The organism is Mucilaginibacter ginsenosidivorans, assembly GCF_007971025.1.
Lineage (GTDB): Bacteria > Bacteroidota > Bacteroidia > Sphingobacteriales > Sphingobacteriaceae > Mucilaginibacter > Mucilaginibacter ginsenosidivorans.
In genome coordinates, this window is the sequence record NZ_CP042436.1 from 3826267 (window position 1) to 3848520 (window position 22254).

17 protein-coding genes, 1 pseudogene and 1 riboswitch are annotated in these 22254 nt (G+C 45.6%); of the genes and pseudogenes, 12 read left to right on the top strand and 6 right to left on the bottom strand.

Annotation, left to right across the window (positions count from 1 at the left end; all coding sequences use genetic code 11):
- The first annotated feature begins 6 nt into the window (after positions 1 to 6).
- The 3 genes and pseudogenes from FRZ54_RS17440 to FRZ54_RS17450 all read left to right on the top strand — a co-directional run bounded on the left by FRZ54_RS17440 (position 7) and on the right by FRZ54_RS17450 (position 5465).
- Positions 7 to 2742, top strand: coding sequence for a putative LPS assembly protein LptD (locus tag FRZ54_RS17440; RefSeq protein ID WP_147032948.1), 2736 nt, complete (start codon positions 7 to 9; stop codon positions 2740 to 2742).
- Positions 2743 to 3995, top strand: a pseudogene (locus FRZ54_RS17445) (competence/damage-inducible protein A).
- Positions 3996 to 4031: 36 nt separating this feature from the next.
- Positions 4032 to 5465 (top strand): dihydrolipoamide acetyltransferase family protein, encoded by a 1434-nt coding sequence (locus tag FRZ54_RS17450; RefSeq protein ID WP_147032950.1) that lies wholly within the window; start codon positions 4032 to 4034, stop codon positions 5463 to 5465.
- Between the two features lie 102 nt (positions 5466 to 5567).
- On the opposite strand, the gene FRZ54_RS17455 is transcribed toward FRZ54_RS17450, so the two are convergent.
- The 3 genes from FRZ54_RS17455 to FRZ54_RS17465 all read right to left on the bottom strand — a co-directional run bounded on the left by FRZ54_RS17455 (position 5568) and on the right by FRZ54_RS17465 (position 9251).
- Complete coding sequence (locus FRZ54_RS17455; RefSeq protein WP_147032952.1) at positions 5568 to 6800, bottom strand: homoserine dehydrogenase; 1233 nt, start codon at positions 6798 to 6800, stop codon at positions 5568 to 5570.
- The gene (locus FRZ54_RS17460) at positions 6800 to 7855 is read right to left on the bottom strand and encodes a homoserine O-acetyltransferase family protein (protein WP_147032954.1); all 1056 of its coding nucleotides are present in this window, start codon (positions 7853 to 7855) and stop codon (positions 6800 to 6802) included. The genes FRZ54_RS17455 and FRZ54_RS17460 overlap by 1 nt, the downstream gene beginning before the upstream one ends.
- 76 nt (positions 7856 to 7931) lie before the next feature.
- Positions 7932 to 9251, bottom strand: coding sequence for an O-acetylhomoserine aminocarboxypropyltransferase/cysteine synthase family protein (locus FRZ54_RS17465; RefSeq protein ID WP_147032956.1), 1320 nt, complete (start codon positions 9249 to 9251; stop codon positions 7932 to 7934).
- Between the two features lie 242 nt (positions 9252 to 9493).
- A riboswitch (SAM riboswitch) is annotated at positions 9494 to 9605 on the bottom strand.
- Positions 9606 to 9850: 245 nt separating this feature from the next.
- Here FRZ54_RS17465 and FRZ54_RS17470 point away from each other — a divergent pair.
- Positions 9851 to 10363, top strand: a complete 513-nt coding sequence (locus tag FRZ54_RS17470; RefSeq protein WP_147032958.1) for a DinB family protein — start codon at positions 9851 to 9853, stop codon at positions 10361 to 10363.
- 57 nt (positions 10364 to 10420) lie between these two features.
- Here FRZ54_RS17470 and FRZ54_RS17475 read toward each other — a convergent pair whose 3' ends face one another.
- Complete coding sequence (locus tag FRZ54_RS17475; protein ID WP_147032960.1) at positions 10421 to 11536, bottom strand: trans-sulfuration enzyme family protein; 1116 nt, start codon at positions 11534 to 11536, stop codon at positions 10421 to 10423.
- An 88-nt stretch (positions 11537 to 11624) separates the two neighbouring features.
- On the opposite strand from FRZ54_RS17475, the gene mqnE reads away from it, so the two are divergent.
- The 5 genes from mqnE to FRZ54_RS17500 all read left to right on the top strand — a co-directional run bounded on the left by mqnE (position 11625) and on the right by FRZ54_RS17500 (position 15290).
- Positions 11625 to 12818: an aminofutalosine synthase MqnE gene (gene mqnE / locus FRZ54_RS17480; protein WP_147032962.1), complete on the top strand. Its 1194-nt coding sequence runs from the start codon at positions 11625 to 11627 to the stop codon at positions 12816 to 12818.
- Positions 12818 to 13501 carry a histidine phosphatase family protein gene (locus tag FRZ54_RS17485; protein WP_317131586.1) on the top strand — a complete coding sequence of 228 codons (684 nt, stop codon included), beginning with the start codon at positions 12818 to 12820 and terminating at the stop codon, positions 13499 to 13501. The genes mqnE and FRZ54_RS17485 overlap by 1 nt, the downstream gene beginning before the upstream one ends.
- A gap of 10 nt (positions 13502 to 13511) precedes the next feature.
- The gene (locus tag FRZ54_RS17490; protein ID WP_147032964.1) at positions 13512 to 14255 is read left to right on the top strand and encodes a menaquinone biosynthetic enzyme MqnA/MqnD family protein; all 744 of its coding nucleotides are present in this window, start codon (positions 13512 to 13514) and stop codon (positions 14253 to 14255) included.
- Between the two features lie 219 nt (positions 14256 to 14474).
- Positions 14475 to 14828: a hypothetical protein gene (locus tag FRZ54_RS17495; protein ID WP_147032966.1), complete on the top strand. Its 354-nt coding sequence runs from the start codon at positions 14475 to 14477 to the stop codon at positions 14826 to 14828.
- Between the two features lie 90 nt (positions 14829 to 14918).
- Positions 14919 to 15290 (top strand): response regulator, encoded by a 372-nt coding sequence (locus FRZ54_RS17500; RefSeq protein ID WP_147032968.1) that lies wholly within the window; start codon positions 14919 to 14921, stop codon positions 15288 to 15290.
- An 18-nt stretch (positions 15291 to 15308) separates the two neighbouring features.
- Here FRZ54_RS17500 and FRZ54_RS17505 read toward each other — a convergent pair whose 3' ends face one another.
- Positions 15309 to 15809: a cupin domain-containing protein gene (locus FRZ54_RS17505; RefSeq protein ID WP_147032970.1), complete on the bottom strand. Its 501-nt coding sequence runs from the start codon at positions 15807 to 15809 to the stop codon at positions 15309 to 15311.
- Positions 15810 to 16039: 230 nt separating this feature from the next.
- Here FRZ54_RS17505 and FRZ54_RS17510 point away from each other — a divergent pair, with 230 nt between their 5' ends.
- From FRZ54_RS17510 to FRZ54_RS17520, 3 genes are all read left to right on the top strand, one after another.
- On the top strand, positions 16040 to 16846 hold the full coding sequence (locus tag FRZ54_RS17510; protein ID WP_147032972.1) for an SDR family oxidoreductase: 807 nt from the start codon (positions 16040 to 16042) through the stop codon (positions 16844 to 16846).
- Between the two features lie 388 nt (positions 16847 to 17234).
- On the top strand, positions 17235 to 17708 hold the full coding sequence (locus FRZ54_RS17515) for a hypothetical protein (RefSeq protein WP_147032974.1): 474 nt from the start codon (positions 17235 to 17237) through the stop codon (positions 17706 to 17708).
- A gap of 170 nt (positions 17709 to 17878) precedes the next feature.
- Positions 17879 to 20083 (top strand): bifunctional alpha,alpha-trehalose-phosphate synthase (UDP-forming)/trehalose-phosphatase, encoded by a 2205-nt coding sequence (locus FRZ54_RS17520; protein ID WP_147032975.1) that lies wholly within the window; start codon positions 17879 to 17881, stop codon positions 20081 to 20083.
- 25 nt (positions 20084 to 20108) lie between these two features.
- Here the strand turns inward: FRZ54_RS17520 and FRZ54_RS17525 are convergent, their stop codons facing one another.
- Positions 20109 to 21893 carry a glycoside hydrolase family 15 protein gene (locus FRZ54_RS17525; RefSeq protein WP_147032977.1) on the bottom strand — a complete coding sequence of 595 codons (1785 nt, stop codon included), beginning with the start codon at positions 21891 to 21893 and terminating at the stop codon, positions 20109 to 20111.
- Between the last annotated feature and the right edge of the window lie 361 nt (positions 21894 to 22254).

Below are 22254 nucleotides of genomic sequence, written 5' to 3' on the forward strand. Positions count from 1 at the left end.
TCGATTTTGAAATTCGTTAGCCTGTTTTTTCTGCCTGTATTCATCTTAATGGCCAACGTTACAGCATCTGCTACCACCCGCAGCGTTTACGGCCACAAGCCTGCTATTGATACCATTATTAAACTGGACACCATAAAAGACAAGAAGTTGCTTAAAGGTAGGAAATCTGCCTTAAAAACTTCGGAAAATAATGCTTTACAGGCAAATAATGACACCACGAAGAATAAAAATGGACTGAAATCAATGGTTACCGCGCACGCAGAGGACTCGACCAAGTATGACGATGTACACCAGATATTATACCTGTATGGCAAAGCAAGGGTTACCTACGAAGATTTTGAGATGGATGCCGACTATATACGGGTTGACGAGAAGAACAAGATCATTTACGCCAGTGGCCTGATAGATCCCTTTACACACCGGTATATAGGGCGGCCGATATTTAAACAGGGCAAGGATAAACCGGTTATAACCGATTCATTGCGTTTTAACTATGAAACAAAGAAGGGTAAACTATTTAATGCGGCTTCAGACCAGGACGGGAACTATATCTCCGGCGGCCAGATACGGAAATTAGGGGGTGAGGATGCTGCTTACGATCACGTGATATTCAGTACCTGTGATCTGCCGTACCCGGATACTCACTTTGGCATTGTGATCACCAGGGGAATCGGTGAAAAAAACCAGATCATATCAGGCCCCGCATTTTTGGAGGTGGAAGGTGTGCCGCTGCCACTTGCCATACCATTTGGTTTTTTCCCCAAGCCGAACACACGGGCATCAGGTATTATCATTCCAACATTCGGCGAAGACCAGAAACTGGGGTTTTACCTGCGCAACTTTGGTTATTATATAGCCCTGAATGATTACCTCGACCTCACCACGACAGGTACATTTTACTCTAAAGGCTCTTATGCCATCAGCACCTCATCGCGCTATTATAACCGATATAAATATAGCGGTACCGTGACTTTGAGCTACAGTTCGACCAATTATGGTTTACCGGGCGATCCTTCCAACAAGGACTTCCACATCGACTGGTCGCATAGCCAAAACCCGAACGCGCATCCGGGTGTAACGTTTAGCGCGTCGGTTAATGCGGGTACGGCAGGTTTTTTTCAGCATAACCCGGCCACCGAAGGTTACAATCTGAATACTCTAACCCAAAACACCTTACGTTCGAGCATCTCATATGGCAGGGTATGGGCCGGGACACCTTTTAACTTAACGGTGAACTTATCGCACAGCCAGGACCTAACCCGCAAGACAGTTACGCTGGAACTGCCGACGTTTAACTTCAACATGTCGACCATTAGCCCGTTTGATTCAAAGGAAAGAGTAGGAGAACAAAAATGGTATCAAAAGATAACCGTCGGGTATAGCCTCCAGGGAACAAATAAGGTAAATAATGTACCTGAGGCTGAATTGTTTAAAAGCACAACGTTGACTAAAAGGTTGCAAAACGGTTTCGAACACCAGATACCGATCGGCTTCAACCAAACCATCTTAAAATATTTCCAGTTCAGTACAAGCGTTAACTATACCGAACGCTGGTATTTCCAGCATATTAACGAAAGATATGCCAGGGGCAGTGTGCCCGGCAGAGACTCATTAGTATTTGATACAATAGGCGGATTTAAAAGGGCAGGCGAATATAATATCGGCGCCAATATGTCGACAAAGATATATGGCACCATGACATTCAAAAAAGGCAGCTTACAGGCCATAAGGTATGTAGCCACCCCATCCATCGGCGTGAGCTTTCATCCCGATTTTGGCGACCCCCGCTACGGTTATTATCAAACGGCTGTAAGCGACGCTACCGTACCTTACCAGTCAAGTTCGCAACGTTATTCTATTTTTCAGAACTCAGTATATGGAAGCCCTTCTGCCGGGAAATCGGCTGCGCTGACTTTCAGTCTGAACAATAGTATCGAAGCCAAAGTACGCCCGAAAAGCACGGATACATCAACCACGGCTAAAAAAATAAAAATATTGGAGGGCTTTACCGTATCAACGTCTTACAACTTCGCGGCAGACTCGCTGAACCTTTCGCCAATCTCATTTTCCGGCCATACCTCGCTGTTTAAGGACAAGTTGAATATCAATTTCAGCGGGACATTCAATCCTTATACAACTTTAGTCAGAGACTCCATTTCAAACGGACAAATATATAAGTACAGGATCCCTATCAATAAATTCACCTGGCAAAACGGAAAATTTCCAACGTTGGTACAAGCCAGCTTATCGGCGAGCGCCTCACTTAACCCGGCGTTGTTTCACCCAAATGTGCAACCGGCGGCACCAGGATCAACTTTGCAGACCGCAAACCCCGACCAGGCGGCGAAGCTGGCATTGCTTAACAGCGACCCAAGCGCTTATGTCGACTTTAATGTCCCATGGAATGCTTCTATCAACTACTCGTTCAGTTACAGTAATAACTATACCAATACTTATGTATCGAATACCATCATGTTAAGTGGCGACGTAAGCGTGACTAAAAACTGGAAAGTGCAGTATACAACCAACTACGACCTGCGAAAAGGCCAGTTGAGCAGTGCAACTTCATTTGGTATTTACCGCAATCTTCATTGCTGGGACCTGTCGTTTCAATGGCTTCCATTCGGTTATTACAAGTCCTACAATGTTACTTTAAGGGTAAAAGCACCTATATTACAGGATCTGAAACTAACGAAACGAAGTGATTATACCAGCAATCAATATTACAATCCATACCAATAAATGCAGGCGGAAATAATAACCATAGGCGACGAGATACTGATCGGCCAGATTGTGGACACCAATTCGGCATGGATAGCGCAACAACTTAATGCAATAGGCATCAGGGTAAAGCAAATATCTTCGGTATCCGATGATAAGTATCACATCCTGGCGGCTTTAAAAGAAGCGCATGAGCGTGCCAATGTTATACTGATAACCGGGGCCTCGGCCCGACAAAGGACGATATTACAAAAAAAACCTTAGCTGAATATTTTGGTGTGGGGATGGTAGAGAATAAGCAGGCACTGGCCAATGTTGAGGCTATATTCAGGCGGTTGCGCGGTACTTTTACTGAACTGCTCGAAGTGAACCGTCAGCAGGCTATGGTGCCCGAAAACTGTGAAGTTATTTTAAACCGCAACGGCACTGCACCGGGTATGTGGTTCAATTATGATGATACCATTTATATGTCGATGCCTGGCGTGCCGCACGAGATGATGTATATGATGGAGGATTCAGTATTACCTAAACTTAAGGCTACGCTAAAACTGCCGCATATCGTTCATCATACCATATTAACGGCCGGCGAAGGGGAATCCTATTTGGCCGAAAAGATAAAGGATATTGAAGATTCATTGCCGCCGTACATAAAATTAGCTTATTTGCCCAAACTCGGGCAAGTACGTTTGCGTTTAAGTGCCTACGGTGATAATGAAGCCTTCCTGAACGAAAAAGTTAAGGGTTTTGCGGCAAGGATAACCGAGCGTGTTGGAAAAGCGGTAGTAGCGCAGGGAGATATACCGCTCGAAAAAGCCATTTTAGATTTTATGGCCGAGCGCGAACTGACACTATCAGCGGCGGAAAGCTGCACAGGCGGGTATATCTCGCACCTGATAACACAGCATGCCGGGTCGTCGAAAGTATTTTTTGGCGGTGCCGTTTCTTATTCTTATGAATTGAAAGAGAGCGTACTGGGCGTAAAAAACGAAACATTATGGCAACATGGCGCGGTGAGCGAAGAAACGGTTAAAGAGATGGTGGAAGGGGCGTTGCTGAATTTTAAATCAGATTATGCAGTTGCCGTTACCGGTATTGCCGGCCCTGACGGGGGAACCCCTGAAAAGCCAGTCGGAACGGTGTGGATAGGCGTGGCAAATAATGCAAAAACGGTCACAAAGAAATTTTCATTTGGAAATAAGCGGCAGCAAAATATAGAAAGAACGGCGATAGCGGCATTGAACATGCTGAATATTTTGCTGAAGGAATTAAACTAATTGACTAATTTTGCCCCGTTATAATACCTGAGAACTATGGCTAAATACCAATTATTACTGCCGAAAATGGGCGAGAGCGTTGCCGAGGCTACCATTATAAAATGGAATAAAGCCGTTGGCGACCGCATTGAGGCCGACGAAACAGTAATGGAAATTGCTACCGATAAAGTGGACTCCGAAGTACCGTCGCCGGTAACAGGAACGCTGCTTGAACAACTTTGCAACGAGAATGATGTGGTGCAAGTTGGTGGAGTGATTGCCGTGATAGAAACTGACGAGGTTGAAGAAACAACCGGACTGCCACAGGCTGCTGAAGTGATACAGGATATTGATAAGGCGGTTGAAACGCCGTCAGAAGAACCTGTTTCACCAGAAGCGGTACCCGGCCTGGAGCAATTAGAAGCTAAAGAAACCGCAGTTGCGACCGGAGAGGAAGAGGCAAAAGGATCAGGAAGATTTTATTCGCCGCTGGTAAAGAACATTGCTGCGCAGGAAGGTTTAAGTATTGAAGAACTTGACAAAATACCTGGCACTGGCGCGGAAGGCCGTTTAACAAAAGACGACCTGTTGAGTTATATCCAAAACCCTGCTGCGTACAAAGTCGCAGCTGGTGAGGAACCGGTTGCCGAACAGCCAAAAGAAAAACCAAAACCGGCAGCTACGATTACAGAACCTGTTGCCGAACAAAAGCCTGCCGCAGCGCCTGCTCAACCACAACCAGTTGCCGAGCCAAAAGCGGCTCCGGCTATATCGGTTTCGGGCGGCGACGAGATCATCGAGATGGACCGGATGCGCAAGCTCATAGCCGACCACATGGTGATGAGCAAGCAAACTTCGCCGCACGTAACCTCATTTGTTGAGGCCGATGTGACCAATATCGTGCAATGGCGCGAAAAGGTGAAGGGCGCTTTTGAAAAGAAAGAAGGGGAGAAGATAACCTACACCCCAATATTTATTGAGGCTGTTGTAAGGGCCATCAAAGATATGCCGATGATCAACATTTCGGTAAATGGTACCCAGATCATCAAAAAGTCGGCTATCAATATCGGTATGGCTACGTCGCTGCCAAGCGGTAACCTGATAGTTCCGGTTATTAAGAAAGCAGATGAGCTGAATCTGGTTGGTTTGACCAAATCAGTAAACGACCTGGCTAATCGCGCCCGCAACAATAAACTGCAGCCCGATGATGTAAAAGACGGAACTTTTACCATCACCAATGTCGGCTCGTTCGGCAATGTGATGGGAACGCCTATCATCAACCAACCACAGGTTGCTATTTTAGCCGTAGGCGCCATCAAAAAGAAACCTGCTGTTATAGAAACGCCGCAGGGGGATATGATCGCTATCAGGCATATGATGTTCCTTTCGCTGTCCTACGACCATAGGGTGGTGGATGGTGCGCTTGGCGGGTCGTTCCTGCGCCGTATAGCCGATTATCTGGAAGGCTGGGACATAAACAGAGCGGTGTAGTTAGTGATCAGTGATTGGTTAATTAGTGATTAGTGCTTTCTTCTAAAGACAAACAAAAGGCTCCCGTTTGGGAGCCTTTTTAGCAACAACTTTGCAAAGCTGTTATAGAACCTCAAGCGCCTGCTTTTTCGATTCAGCCAAACTGACCCCTTTCAGCTGATCGGCAAACGCTATGAACGCCTTGTCTGATATACGATGTTGATTGTCAATCAGTTTTTGCAGATTGATTTTCCCTATAACAAACTTGTAATTGCCGGAGTAATAACGTTCGTGGATATATTCAAAGCCTAATTCGTCTACAAGGTCGTCATCCTCATAGCGCAAATAGATATTGATTTCGATATCATTCGTGAACTTCAGGTCCTTTTTTGCTTTTGCTTTTTTGTATTCGTATTGATAATCATAACGAAGTGCAGCTATATCCGATAAAACTGCAGAACCTGTCGGGTGGCCCCCAGCGCCTTTTCCAAAGAAGAATTGTTGATCGGCGAAAGCTGCCTGTACAATAACGCCGTTGTATTCATATTCTACATTATACAGGAACTCAGTTTCGTTCACAAATTTAGGCAACACGAATAAAGCCACGTGCCGGTCATCCAACTCTTTCGCAACCGGAACCAACTTGATCTTTAAGTTTTTCTCGCGGGCATATTGCAGGTCATACGCCGACAAAGATTGTATGCCAAGATTGAATACTTCTTCAGGTTTTACCACTACGCCATATGCATGTGCGGCTGCAATAACCAGTTTATATTTTGCATCAAAACCGCCAACATCACTTATCGGATCCGTTTCGGCAAACCCAAGGTCTTGTGCCTGTTTTAATGCTGAAGCATAATCAAGCCCCTCGATAAACCCTTTGGAGAGAATGTAATTCGATGATCCATTAAAAATACCGCAGATAGAATGCAGCAGCTCGTTATCGTAATATTCCTCCAGGTTACGGATAATCGGAATACTGCCACACACAGCACCCTCATACAGCAACGAGGTGCCGTATTGGTGCTGTAAGTTTATCAGTTCATCCAGGTGTGTAGCAATCATTTTCTTACTGGCCGAAACAACGTTTCTGCCAGTACTCAAGGCCCGCGAAACAATTTCAAAAGCGGCTTCAGTATCGTTTATCAACTCAACAATGGTATTGATCTCCGGGTTGTTAAGCAGTTCTTCTTTATCAGTGGTAAACAGTTCGGCCGGAAGCGTGCGTTTTTTACTGCCATCTTTGATGCAGATCTTAACGATCTCGATATTCAGATTTTTAGTTTTGATGATATCATGAAGGCCCTGGCCCACTACGCCAAAGCCAAATAGTCCAATAGTTAGTTTCTTACTCATTATGCGGATTGTTGCAGGTCGATGATCTTACCCTTTACGTCGGTTTTAAAAAATGATATGATGATGTTAGTTAATATTTCAGTTTCGATCAGGAAGCCATCGTGCCCATAAAATGAGTCGACTTCCGCAAATGCAGCTTTAGGAATATGCCGGAACAAATATTGCTGCTCTTCAATGGGGAACAGCACATCCGACTTTATACCGATGACCAGTGTTCTTGATTTGATAAGGCTTAATGCTTTTTCCACGCCATGACGGCCGCGGCCCGCGTTGTGCGAGTCCATTACTTTGGAAAGGTACCAGTAACTATAGGCATTAAAACGCTTAACCAGTTTATCACCCTGGTAGTTCTGGTACGATGATGCTTTAAAGTCGTCTACCTTTTTATCATTTTCTTCCTGTTGCGTAATGCCGTAAGTTTTATATCCGCGGTAGGACAGGAGCGCTATGCTTCGTGCAGCTTTCATGCCTTTTGCGCCGCCATCGGGTTTGTTCGCATAAAAGCTTCGGTCGGCGGCTATGGCCATACGCTGCGATTCGTTAAAGGCGATGCCCCATGGCGAATGACGGGCGTTGGTAGCTATCAGTATTAAGTTTTTAATACGCTCCGGTTCCATTATCGCCCATTCCAGGGCCTGCTGCCCGCCAAGCGACCCGCCAATAACTATTTTGATATCTTCAATTCCGAGGTGTTCGGCCAGCAGCTGATGTGCTTTCACCATGTCACGCACTGTTATTTGAGGAAAAGCCAGGTAGTAAGGCAGCCCGGTAGCCGGGTTAAAACTCAAAGGGCTGGTTGTTCCATAAGCCGAGCCAAGGATATTGGCGCATACAATGAAGTGTTCGTCAGGGTTAAAATGATCAGCCGGACCGAACAAGCCTTTCCACCAGTCGAAAACATCAGAGTTAGCAGTAAGCGCATGACATACCCAAACAACATTATCCTTATTTTTACTCAGTTTACCATAGGTATGAAAACCAATTTCCAGTTCAGCCAATTGCTTTCCCGATTCGAGCTTGATACCCTGTTTGTATTTAAAAGTTTGTGTATTCATTTCAGCCATTTGTTACCCGGACCGGCAGTCTCTGAACCGCCGGCCCTGTAACTTCTATTATCACTTAAAAACTATATTATACCAATTCAGGTTCCTGCTGTTTGATCTTAGCAAAAGCCTGTTCAAAATCTGCTTTGATATCATCGATATGTTCGATACCAACCGCTACGCGCAGCGCGTTAGGCGTAACACCTGCAGCCAGCTGTTCTTCGTCGGACAGTTGCTGGTGCGTTGTTGCCGATGGTTGTATGATAAGCGTTTTGGCATCGCCAACGTTGGCCAGGTGACTTACCAGCTGCAGGCTATCGATAAAGCGGCCTGCATTTTCCTTATCGCCTTTCACCTCGAATGAAAGCACTGCTCCAAAACCGTTCTTCAGGTACTTTTTGGCCAATGCATTGTAGGGTGATGACGCCAGGCCGGGATAATTCACTTTTGCTACCTGCGGATGCTGCTCGAGCCATTGCGCCAAGGCTAACGCATTATCGACGTGACGCTGGACTCGTAGTGAAAGCGTCTCCAAACCCTGCAGGAAAAGAAATGAATTGAACGGTGATAGCGCTGCACCAAAATCGCGCAAGCCCTCAACTCTTGCCCGGATGATGAACTGGATATTGCCAAAGGGACCGCCCACGCCGAACACGTCGGAAAAAACCAGGCCATGATAACCTTCCGACGGTTCGCTGAATTGAGGAAACTTGCCATTGCCCCAGTTGTAATTACCACCATCAACAATAACCCCGCCGATGCTGGTGCCGTGGCCACCGATCCATTTGGTAGCAGATTGAACCACCACATGCGCACCATGCTCAAGAGGGCGGAAAAGGTAGCCGGCAGCAGCAAAAGTATTATCCACTATCAAAGGCAGGTCGTGCTTTTTGGCCAACGCTGCTACTTTATCAAAATCCGGGATGTTGTATTCGGGATTGCCGATAGTTTCCAGGTAGATGGCTTTGGTTTTATCGTCAATAAGCTTTTCAAGACTTTCTGCCGAATCGTCCTTAGCAAACCGGGCCTCTATACCGAGCCTTTTAAAAGAAACCTTAAATTGGTTGTACGTTCCACCGTATATAAAAGGGGATGAAACAAAATTGTCGCCCACCCCAAGGATGTTGTTCAGCGCCAAAAATTGCGCTGCTTGTCCCGAACCGGTAGCCAATGCCGCTACACCACCTTCTAAAGCCGCCACACGCTTTTCAAATACATCGGTGGTTGGGTTCATAATGCGCGTATAGATATTACCGAACTCCTTTAGAGCGAATAGATTGGCGCCATGTTCCGCATTTTTGAACACATAAGACGATGTTTGATAAATAGGCACAGCCCTACTGCCGGTGGTTGGATCGGGTTCCTGCCCCGCATGCAATTGTAAAGTTTCGAATCTCAGGTTTGACATAATGTTAGATTTTAAATGTTTATAATATTTTGATTTCAATGGTTACCGGCGAAAGCGCAAAACAGTTGTCAGGTCCTTAGCGGCACACGCATATTTTTCGGAAAAGGAAATTAGCGTGACAGAAGGATCAACAATAGCAAATGCACATACACATAGAAATGTGGACGCGTGAAACAGTGAGACTTTTAGCGGGTCTAAAAATTGCTTGCTTGATAGTGTAAATCAGACTTTTCATGGTTATTAATTTATATCTCCCGGAGATCCATTCTCCGGGCCAGGATTTGGCACCTTCTCCACCCTGGAGGGTTGCCAGCGGGTCGTTGAGCCTGATCTCTCGCCGCTTCTTTATAAATCAAAACCTTTTTGAGAGGTAATGATAGAGGTATTGCTACCAAATATTGTTGCGAAGATAGTGGATAGAAAAGCAATTCTCCAAATTAAATTTTATTTAAATAGAAAGCTTAAAGCAAAAAAACCAAAGCTTTAAGCTTTCCGCTTTAGCCTATCAGCTTAAAATGGCGCATCGATACCGGGAAATGGCGCATTTACACCCCACTGGTAGGTTATTTTGCAAGTAGCTTTGATGAAAACAAATTATCATGTCAACCAAAAAACAACTTTTAGCACAGTACGATCTGCACGACGTATTGTTTACCAATGTGATCAAAGACATCAGCGATGCGGAATCAAACCAGGTAATAGCTGATCCGTTAAACTGCGTAAAATGGATAGCGGGTCATCTTTTATGGGCAAACTCAAACCTTGCCAATATCAGCGGCGTACAGGTGGAGGTAAAATGGCGAGGCCATTTCCACACTAAACAGGGTGGAAGTGCAGAAGATTTTAATGCTCCGCCAAGCCCGCTGCCAACACTGGACGAAATAAGGGATAAATGGAACCATGATACTGTTATTACCAGGAAGGGCCTTGAAAATTTGCCCGAAGAAGCCTTGAATAAAGTTATCGACAGGAAACATCCTATACAACCATTCGATAACACGCTTGCCGGTTTATGGGCCTTTATAAACGACCACCAGGCTTATCATATCGGCCAGATAGGTATTATCCGGAGAGCACTTGGAAAAGAGGCGATGTCATATTTCAGGAGTTAACAAAAAGCTTAAAGCAGAAAGTCCAAAGCTTTGAGTTTTCTGCTTTGGTCCTTCAGCTCAAAGAAGCGCTTGCTCCAAATCTGCTATCAGGTCATCAATATGCTCCAAACCAACCGAGACACGTAATAAATTATGCGGGGTTTTAGTATCGGGACCTTCGACAGAGGCTCGATGTTCGATCAGTGTTTCCACACCGCCGAGACTGGTAGCCTGGGTAAATAGTTTTAGTTTATTGATCACCCTTTTTGCCTCATCCGAACCACCTTTGACACAAAAGGAAAGCATACCGCCGAATGCCGACATCTGGCTTTTGGCGGTTTCGTGCTGCGGATGGGACGATAGTCCCGGGTACATCACCGATTCAACTTTAGGATGCTTTTCAAGGTATGCAGCCATCAACTGCGCATTCTGAACATGGCCTTTTATGCGATAAGGCAGCGTTTTGATACTCCTTGTAATGTAATAGCAGTCCATAGGGGATGGAATTGCGCCTCCGTACCCCTGAACGTCCCGTATTTTAGTCCACCAATCGTTTTTTTCAGCCGTTACCAGGACACCACCCATCAGATCGCTGTGCCCGCCGAAATATTTGGTGGATGAGTGCATCACCAGGTCGGCGCCAAGCGCTAAAGGCTGCTGGCAAACCGGCGTTGCAAAAGTGTTATCGACCGCAACTTTAATATTATGGCTCTTCGCGATCTTAACCACTTTTTTAATGTCTGTAACTTTAAGCAATGGGTTCGAAGGCGTTTCGAGCCATATCAAGCCAGTGTTGGATTTGATGTGATCTTGCAGGACCATTTCATCATTCACATCTATAAAATCAAATTCTAAGATCCCGGCGAACAGGTTTTTGAGTTGGTTACGGAGCCCGTGATACATATCATCCGGACCGATAATATGCGTACCGGGTTTGAGAGATTGAAAAACCGTCATACCCGAGGCATTGCCCGAGGAAAATGCTGCGGCATCGGCGCCGTTTTCGAGTTTTGCGAGCACATTTTCAAGTTGCGTCCGGTTTGGATTTGCCGAACGGCTGTAGATATAGCCTGAGGGGTAACTTCCATCCGCGGCGCGTTCGAACGTGGTCGACATAACGATGGGCTGTATGACGGCCTTGGTAGATTCGTCGGTATGATTGCCGGCGTGGATAGCGATGGTCTCGATCTTCATAGGACAAACTTAAAAGTTTTGAAGGAGTAAATAATGTTTACACATCCATTACAGTAACATTTGTTACTTTTGCAGCAAAGTTTACCTTATGGAAGCTGAAAGTAATTTACACGTATTATTACAGGATCCCGATCTTTCCGCTGATCTTAAGCAAATTGCCCGAAAAGTACTGGATAACGAACGCATCACTTTTGATGAGGGTGTGCTGCTTTATGAAAAGGGCGAATTGAGTTATCTCGGGGTGCTGGCAAACTATATCCGCAACAAAAAGCACGGCGATCGAACCTACTTTAACCGTAATTTCCATATCGAACCAACCAATCTGTGTGTATATGATTGTAAGTTTTGTTCGTATTCAAGGCTGATCAAACAGCGTTCGGAAGGTTGGGAATACACCATGGACGACATGCTGGATTTAGTGAAAAAATATGATGGTGAACCTGTTACCGAGGTACACATTGTGGGTGGTGTACTGCCACAGTATGATGTCCCGTTTTATTCGGAACTGTTCAGCCGTATCAAGGCGCACCGTCCCGAATTGCATGTAAAAGCGCTGACACCAGTTGAATATCACTATATTTTCAAGAAAGCAAAGATCGGTTATGCTGAGGGGATGAAGCTGATGAAAGAAGCCGGACTTGAATCCATACCAGGCGGAGGAGCCGAGATATTCCACGAGGAGATACGCGACATCATTTGCAAAGATAAATGTACCGCCGACCAATGGCTGCAAATACACGAGGAGTGGCATAAGCTGGGTATGCGGTCGAACGCGACGATGCTTTACGGCCATATTGAAAAGCACTGGCACCGGGTGGACCATATGGAGCGCCTACGTCAGCTACAGGATAAAACCGGCGGTTTCCAGACCTTTATTCCGCTGAAATTCCGCAACCAGGATAACCAAATGTCGGATGTGCCAGAGTCGACCGTGATAGAAGACCTGCGGAATTATGCTATAGCCCGTATTTACCTTGATAATTTCGATCATATCAAAGCTTACTGGGCGATGATCAGCCGGAATACGGCACAATTGTCGCTGAATTTTGGTGTGGACGATATTGATGGCACGCTGGACGACACGACCAAAATATATTCGATGGCGGGGGCCGAGGAGCAGCATCCGGGCATGAGCACAAAGCAATTGGTGGAACTGATCAAACAGGTTGGCAGGCAGCCGATAGAACGCGACACACTGTATAATGTAGTGACCGACTATACCAATTTTGAGTTCCCTGAAGAGGTTAAACCACAGTTTTACAAATTACCGGTGATCAATTAATGAAAAGTAAACCGGTAAAATCACAAAAACCAAAGATCGGTGAAATCAAATCACAATCGGAGGAATCCCTAATTTTAAAGACTTTATACATTGTTCGCCACGGCCAAACCGATCTGAACAAACTGGGCATTGTGCAGGGCAGGGGACGGGATACCGATTTGAACGATGAGGGCCGCCGCCAGGCAGGCGAGTTTTTTGACGCCTACTGCAAAGTGCCCTTAGATAAGATATATATTTCGCTGCTGAAACGCACGCAGCAAAGCGTCCAACAATTTATAGACCTTGGCCTGCCTTACGAAAAACTGGAAGGCCTGGACGAGTTAGCCTGGGGGGTTTTGGAGGGACAGCCAAGCACGCCTGCCAATAAGGCCGCTTTTCTGAAACTGATACGCCAATGGCTCGACGGTAAGCTGGACAGCAAATTTGAAGGCGGCGAAAGTCCTAACGAAGTAAAGGCCCGGCAGCTTAAGGCACTGGAGATCATCATGAGTCGACCAGAGGAAAAGAACGTCCTGGTATGCATGCATGGCAGGGCTATGCGCCTGCTGCTTTGTGTTCTTCTCGGCAAACCGCTTACCGAAATGGAAAGTTTCCCTCATCAAAACCTTGTCCTTTATAAAGTTACCTGGGACGGCTCGAAATACGAGATCGTCGATTTTAATAATGCCAAACACCTTCGCTAATACCCGATTTGTGAAAAAGATCAGAATATCTGCTGTAAGCTATACCAATACCAAACCCTTCCTGTACGGAATACAAAATACGCCGATCATAGATAAGGTTGACCTGAGCGTGGACATCCCCGCCGATTGCGCCCAAAAACTCATTGACGACAAGGTAGATATTGGCCTGATACCCGTTGCCGCGGTCCTTGACCTGCCCGAGTGGCGTATCGTTTCGGACTATTGCATAGGGGCTGTCGGGGCGGTAAATTCAGTGTTCCTGTTCAGTAATTGTGATATCAGGGAAGTTAAAACCGTTCAGCTCGACCCTCAGTCACGAACATCAAATAACCTGGCGAAAGTGCTTCTGAAAAATTACTGGAAAGTGCGGCCTGAACTTATTACAAATGCCCCGGATTACAGCCTGTCAACAGATGAATATACGGCTTACGTCCAAATAGGCGACCGCACATTCGGCAAAAAAGCACGATATAAATTCGTTTACGATCTTTCGGAAGAATGGCTGAGCTTTACCGGTTTGCCTTTTACATTTGCCGCTTGGATAGCCAATAAACCTGTCCCGCAGGAGTTCATCGACGAGTTTAACAGCTCGCTGAAATTTGGGCTCGACCACCGAATCGAATTGCTTAAAGAGCTCCCAAAACGCGACGATTTCGACCTTGAAGATTACCTGATGCACAAACTCGATTTCAGCCTGACAGAGGACAAGAAGAAAGCCCTTTATCTTTTCCTCGACTACATCAAAAAGCTCTGATATATCAAGTGTTTACGCCACCGTTTTGCCAAACGCAATAACGCTTTAAGTGGTTGGTTATCAATTCTCATAAAAATTGAGCATCTGAAAAAGCGGCTTATTTTTACGTTTTTATGAATGTCAGAAAATTCTCCCGTCCGGCTCCAGGTATGTGACATTTATCATTCTTTTAAAACAAATAAAATTGAATATTTACTGTTGAAGCTTGCTAATCCAGCTATGACGGCTACAGTTAAACTCAATGTGATCAAAATTATCCATACTGCTATATGGGTGTTTTTCAATATTGTTATATTTTACCTGTGCTATGCCGCTGTTACCGGTAAAAATGACAAATGGGTTTGGATTTGCATCGGGCTTGTGATAGTAGAGGGGTTGGTTTTGCTGTTGTTCAAATGGAGCTGCCCTTTAACAGTGATCGCACGTAAGTATTCAAATTCAGATCAGGACAACTTTGATATCTTTTTGCCTAATCAATTAGCCAGGTACAATAAACTTATTTACACCTGCCTGTTTATTATCGCGGTAGTTGTTATAATTTTTAGGATCGTCTTAAAGACCGGTAATCCATAACGCAGAGGATATCAGAACTGCAGAAATATTTTTTCCGGGGTTTTAAACAAACGTTTAAGCCGGCTGTTGTTACAACACCAATTATATTCAATGAGCAAACATGTTCTTGTAGTGGAAGACAGCGAAGAACTGATTTCACTTTACCGCGACCTGCTGGAGCCAGACGGCTATCGCCTGTCATTTTTAGCAGGATCTGACGATATTATCCAACACATCACCGAATTGCAACCCGACATCGTGCTGCTTGATTTCCTGATAGCGGGCATCAATGGCGGCGAACTTTGCAGCCAGATAAAAAAGAACCCAGCCACATCCCGGATACCCGTCATCATGGCAACAGCGTATCCGCGCCTGCTGAATTCGCTCGGTCATTACGGCTGGGACGATTTTATAGCCAAGCCCTTTGAACTGGAAGAATTTTACCGGGTTATCCGCAAGCATTCGCTAAAGGTGGCCTCGTAAGTTTTGAAAACGTATTAATCAACCTAAATAATCGGGTGGAAAAACTTTTTGTCCGTGCTTTTCGGCAATAGCTACCAGTTTTCCTATACCTTCCGGGTCCAGGTGTGGCGCCGGTAGAAATTCGTCATACTTTACCGGCCGGCCTATCTCGATAAACAGATCTTCCAATCCGGCGGGTATAACCGTGCAAAGCAGGTGCGCCATTTTATCCGACTTATTTTTAAAGCAATGCACCATGCCGCCTTTCGGGATAACCACATACGCACCTTTTTGAGCGATATAAGTACCCGCTTCCGACTTCACCTCAACTTCGCCATCCACAACGTAAAATGTCTCTTCAAAATCCGGGTGCGCATGCGGACCGGGTCCGCCGCCCGGTGGTACCAGCATATCAATAGTGGCAAAAGCGCTGCCGGTTTGCTTACCGCTAACCAAAATGCGGTAGGTATCGCCAACAACTGAAAGGCTTGGGCCTTCGTACGGGCCGGTGATGATGGGGGTAGGGGTGTTGTTTTTCATGTATTGATAAGTATTTGTTAAAGGTATAAGGTTTTAGGATGTAATTGGTTTTGGATATGTGAACTTGTTGGCAGCAACATAGATAAGTTAGAAAATCAGAGCGCCGTCCGATCCCACTCAGTCTGAAATTCTTGTTCCAAACGAATGAGCGCGCCGGTGCCTCAAACAATTAACATGCCTCGTCCCTTAAATAAATATAGGGTTACTATATTTATGCCAAAACACATCCCATGATAACATATTCACTAAAGGGGCAAAGCGCCCTGGTTACCGGCGCCGACAGCGGCATAGGCAAGGGGGTAGCACTTGAATTGGCCAAAGCAGGAGCTAGGGTGATCATCAACCACGTTGATGCCCATGAGATGGCGCAATTAACCGTTGACGAGATCACTACAGCCGGAGGCGAGGCCTATGCCATCCATGCTGATGTAAGCAACGAGGCTGAAGTGCAGGCCATGTTCGCCGAAATGTATAAACAATATGGCACCATTGATATCCTGGTAAACAACGCCGGCCTGCAGCGCGACTCGAAATTTGTGGATATGACGCTGGATCAATGGCAAACCGTCATCAATATCAACCTTACGGGGCAATTTCTGTGCGCGCGGGAAGCTGCACGCGAGTTTATACGGAGGGGAGTGGTGGCTGGGCGAAGCAAGGCTGCAGGCAAAATCATCTGCATGAGCAGCGTACACGAGGTGATACCGTGGGGCGGACATGTAAATTACGCCACCAGCAAGGGCGGCGTAATGATGCTGATGAAAAGCATAGCGCAGGAACTGGCTCCACATAAGATCAGGGTGATGAGCATCGGTCCGGGTGCTATTGAAACGCATATTAACCAGGCGGCATGGAGCAATCCCGAAGCATTAAAGAAACTGCTTACGCTGATACCCTATAACCGCGCCGGTGTGGCTGCTGATATTGGTAAACTGGCCGCATGGCTTGCATCGGACGAGGCCGACTATATAACCGGCACTACCATATTTATAGACGGCGGCATGACATTGTACCCCGGCTTTGCTGATAATGGATAAATTTCAAAAAGAATCGCTAAATTCATAATATCCTTCTGTCTTTGGGCCAAGAGTAGGGGAAAAACACAATAAAGATCATAAAGCCTAACTGTCTTTCCAATCCATTGTTCGTTTTCTATAAGTGCTTACATAAGGTTTTTGTTACGCAAAAACCCCATTTGTCATAAAATTGCAAGGAAATTGTAAAGAAATTTACTTAGTGTTAATTTTACAATAAGTACCCGGCATACTCATTGACATAATGTCAAAAATACACTTATTATCGGGGTGGATTTTTAGGAAAATCAAAAAACGGCCCATATTTTATCAAATAATTACAAAAATTGCTTTAAATTTTAATTATATGCAATCTTAGCTTACTTTTGTTGCGGATTTAAAATTTAAGACAATGAAAAAATTATTTATAACTACCGCAATCGCTGCTTTGTTCAGCGCAAGTGTTTTTGCCGATGGCACTAAAAAGGCTCATACTGTAACTGTTTCTTACACTGTGGTTAACCAGTTCGCTGCTGACTTCTCAAACGCAAAAAATGTTACATGGACCGTTAATGGCAACTTTCAGCGTGCCGACTTCATTTTGGAAGGCGTTAAAACTTCAGCTTTTTACAACCACCAGGGCGAATTTGTGGCCTTGACAGAGGAAGTATCTCCAAAAGCTGTTCCTGCTGCTGCACAGAAAGAAATTGACGCTCAGTACAAAGGTTACACTGTAGATCACGTTATCGTGTTACAGAACAACACTGAACTGAACCCTGACGCAGAAGCTACCGTTTACTTTGCCGATCTGAAGAAAGATGCTAAAGACGTATTGGTACGCATCACTCCCGATTCGCACATCGCTTTCTACAAAGAAGTAAAATAACACCGGGGCAAAAGTCTAAAAGCTACAAGCCACTCCGTAAGGGGTGGCTTTTTTTGTCGCATTATATTTACCTGTACAGCGGAAATGTGCGCAGGCGATACCGCTTTATTCCCAATATTTTTAAAACAAAACCCTATCAAAAAGCCTTATTAAATGGTAATTCCTTTAATATGCCTAAAACTATTATTGTATCAAACAGGTTGCCCGTAAAGATAACAGAGCAGGATGGCGAATACGAGCTATCGCCCAGTGAAGGCGGGCTGGCGACCGGTTTGGGTTCTATCTATAAACAAAACAACAATTTGTGGGTCGGCTGGCCCGGCCTGGAGATAACGGACGAGAACGACCGGAAAAAGGTGACCAGGGAGCTGCAAGAGTTGAGCCTGGTGCCGGTATTCCTGTCGCAGGAAGAAATAAACCAATATTACGAGGGGTTTTCCAATTCGGTACTGTGGCCGGTTTTTCATTACTACGCTTCCACTTATGCCAATTATGAGCAGTCGAACTGGGACTACTATCAGCGGGTGAACAGGATATTTATGGAGGTGGTGCTTAAGGTAGCGGAGCCGGGCGATACCATTTGGGTTCACGATTATCAATTGCTGCTGCTGCCTGCGCTTATCCGCAAAGCACAGCCGGAAATATCTATCGGCTTTTTCCTGCATATCCCATTCCCGTCATACGAAATGTTCAGGCTTATTCCATGGCGTGCTCAACTGCTGGAGGGTGTGCTGGGTTCCGACCTGATCGGTTTTCACACCTACGACGATGTAAGACACTTTATAAATGCAGCAACCCGTATATTGCCGGTAAATTCTTCGGCCAATATCATAACGGCCGATGACCGTACCATTGTTGCCGAGGCATTTCCTATCGGAATAGACGATAAGAAATACAGCTCGCTGCCGGATGAGCCTGAAGTACAAAAGAATATTAAGCTGATACAGGCTAATTTTGGCAACACCAAGCTGATATTATCAATTGACCGGCTTGATTACAGCAAGGGTATTATACAGCGGCTTAATGCATTTGAATATCTGCTAACCCATTATCCGGAGATCAAGGGCAAGATGACCTTCTACATGATCGTGGTTCCATCGCGCGATACGGTGCCACAATATGCCCACCTGCGCCAGGAGATAGACAAACTGGTTGGCAACATTAATTCGCTTCACCGCACGGTCGAGTGGACTCCCATTCAATATTTTTATCGTTCGTTCCCCATAGAAATGCTTTCAGCATTATATTCCTCTGCAGCTGTGTGCCTGGTATCGCCCATGCGCGACGGCATGAACCTGGTAAGCAAGGAGTATGTCGCGAGCCGTGTGTATAACGATGGCGTGCTTATCCTAAGCGAAATGGCAGGGGCATCGAAGGAACTGATAGATGCCCTGATCGTCAACCCGAATAATACCGAGGAAGTTGCTAAAACTATTGTGAAGGCTGCTTATATGCCTTTGCAGGAACAGCGCACAAGGATGACCCAAATGCGCCAGATTGTTTCAAAATTCAATATCAGCCATTGGGTAAAGATATTTATGGATAAGCTGGAAGAGGTAAAACAATTACAGCGTTCCATGCAAACCCGGTATGTAAGCGAAGGAACCGAACAGTCAATTGTCAACCGTTATATCAAAACGCGCAATCGTATCATCTTCCTCGATTATGACGGCACCCTGGTTAATTTTAATTCGAATATAGATGATGCCAGCCCCGACGGCGACCTGAATGAGTTGTTGAAAAGCCTTTGTGAGGACTCATCAAATCATGTGGTGCTCATCAGCGGGCGTAAGCACGAAAACCTCGAAAAATGGTTTGACGACTATGATATCGACCTGGTAGCCGAACATGGCGCATGGTTCAAAAAACAAGGTACACGCTGGCACAAACTGCCTGGTCTTTCGGCGCAATGGAAACAGGAAATAGCGCCGATACTGGAAACCTACGTCGACCGTACTCCGGGCTCCTTTATCGAGGAAAAAAGCTATTCGCTGGTGTGGCACTACCGCAAAGCGCAAAAAGGACTGGGAGAACTCAGGGCAGGGGAGTTGATGAACAACCTGAAATATATTGCCACGGACAAAGGATTGCAGCTGCTGCCCGGTGATAAAGTTGTGGAGATAAAAAACATCGAGATCAACAAAGGTAAAGCGGCGCTAACCATGGTTGATAACGAAAACTATGATTTCATTATGGCGCTGGGCGATGATTACACGGATGAAGATATATTTAAATCGCTGCCCGACAGTGCCATCACCATCAAGATCGGTAATAACGTATCCGCAGCAAAGTTCTACCTGCGTACGCCGGCTGAGGCGCGCAGGCTGCTAAAAAACCTTACTGAACATCCCTCGCTTGCGCATGCCGATAAATAGCTATAAACAATCTTTAATGATGTCTCTATAAAAATATCGGCTTATCAAGTTTCATCGCTATGCGGTAGGCGGCGTTCATCAAACCTACGTGGCTGTATGCCTGTGGAAAATTGCCCCACTGGCTGCCGTCGTTTTCGTCCACATCCTCACTGAAAAGCAGCAGGTGATTGGAGAATTGGAGCAGGTTTTCGAACTCCTTGCGGGCATCGTCCAACCTTCCCACGGTGGCTAACGCCTCGACATACCAAAAAGCGCATATCAGGAAGGTAGTTTTAGGCTTGCCAAAATCGTCCTTATACAGGTAACGGTAAAACAAGCCTTTGGATGCTTTCAGTTCTTTTTCGAGCGCGGCCAGGTGATCTTTGGCGCGCTTTGAATCGGGATCAAGGTAGTGCATTACGATAAGTTGCAGCGTACTGGCATCGAGGTTCGAGCTTCCGGCTGAATTGGTATAAACCTTTCTTTTCGGGTCGTAGCAACTTTCGATGTGTTTTGCCGCTCGTTTTTTTAGTGAAATTGCCTTGCGTATCAGTGGTTTATTATTGATGGCTATCGCCATTTTTTCAGCCGCCGATGCGCCCGCCCACTGGAACAGGTTGCTGTAACAATGAATATTTGCCATGTTACGGAACTCCCATATCCCGGCATCCTTCTCATCGATGGTCTTTTCTATTTTGCCAAGCACAAAGCTTATCCACCTGGCCGAATCTTTTCGCTCCGAAAAAATAAAGCGATGGTCGGTATATAAGGGCAGCAGCGATATCATAACCTGCCCGTAAATATCATTCTGAATATGCTCATAGGCCTGGTTGCCGACACGCACGGGTTTATTACCCAGGTAACCGTCCAGGTCCTCCAAAATATTTTCCGTAAGCCTGCTTTTGCCGGTAATACTGTAAAGCGGCTGGTACCTGAAATCCTCAGATACCGAAATATCTGTCACATAGTTAAAATATTTCTCCATTTCCTCGAAATGGCCTATGTGATTGAGCGATGTAAGCACATAATAGGTATCGCGCAACCAGCAGTAGCGGTAATCCCAGTTGCGGCCACTGCCGTCCGACTCAGGCAAACTTGTGGTGCTGGCCGCTATAATGGCGCCGGTATCTTCAAACTGGTGTATCTTAAGAGCCAGTGCCGACCGTATCACATATTGCTGGTAAAATGTTGCTATGGACGAGTGCTTAATCCAGGTTTGCCAGTAACGAGTGGTCTCGCGCAAAAAATGGTCGGCCGTGCTTATCAGTGGTGCCTCCAGCGGCTCGCCGTATGTCATTACCAGGTATTTGCACTCGTTCAACACAAAATATTGTTCATCAAACACGTAGCTCACCGGGATATTGGTCGTCAGTCTGATACGTTCGTCGCCGCCCAGGTACTGAATATGATTGCTGCCCCGGTTCACATCCAGCTTTATCTGTCCGTATTCCGACACTGGTGTACATTTTACCTTTATTCGCGGGGCACCTTCGAGGGCCTCCACTTTCCTGATCAGCATCAGCGCCTTGTAATAACGCTGGTTGTGATAAAACCGCGGCGCAAAATCTGTTACGCGGTATTTGTTGCCGTTTTCGGTAGTAATCTCTGTACAGAGTACATTGGTATTTTCAATATAGTATTGATGCGAAGTGAACTCACCCTCGGGTAATATCGAAAACTCGCCGCCTTTGTTTTTATCCAGCAGCCCGCCGAATATGAAGGTACTGTCGAATTTGGGCCAGCAGAGCCAGTCGACATTGGTATTTTTATTGATGTGGGCAAGATAGGCGCAATTGCCGATGATGCCGGTTTGATAGGTGTGACGTGCCATCAGGTAGTATCGGATTGTAGTTTAAATAAGTTCAACAATGAATTGCATAGAATGTTCGTACTTAAATATTGCCACCTTGTATGCGCAGGGGATAGGTGTGAATACAGGTTCATGAATAAGGCGCGACCGGCAGGTTAAACATAAACTCTTCCGGGCACCATTTACAGGGGTTCAAACAAAAAACGGGAATTATTTTCACATCGCCCACATCAATCTTTCAAATAAATTATAATCCCACCGTCAATAAATACGATAAAATACACCAAAATAGTAGATTATTTATTTTCGCACTTGTATTTGTCCATATTCGCTGTAACTTTATGCTCAAGATCAAAATTTGTAAACCACAAAATCATTAATA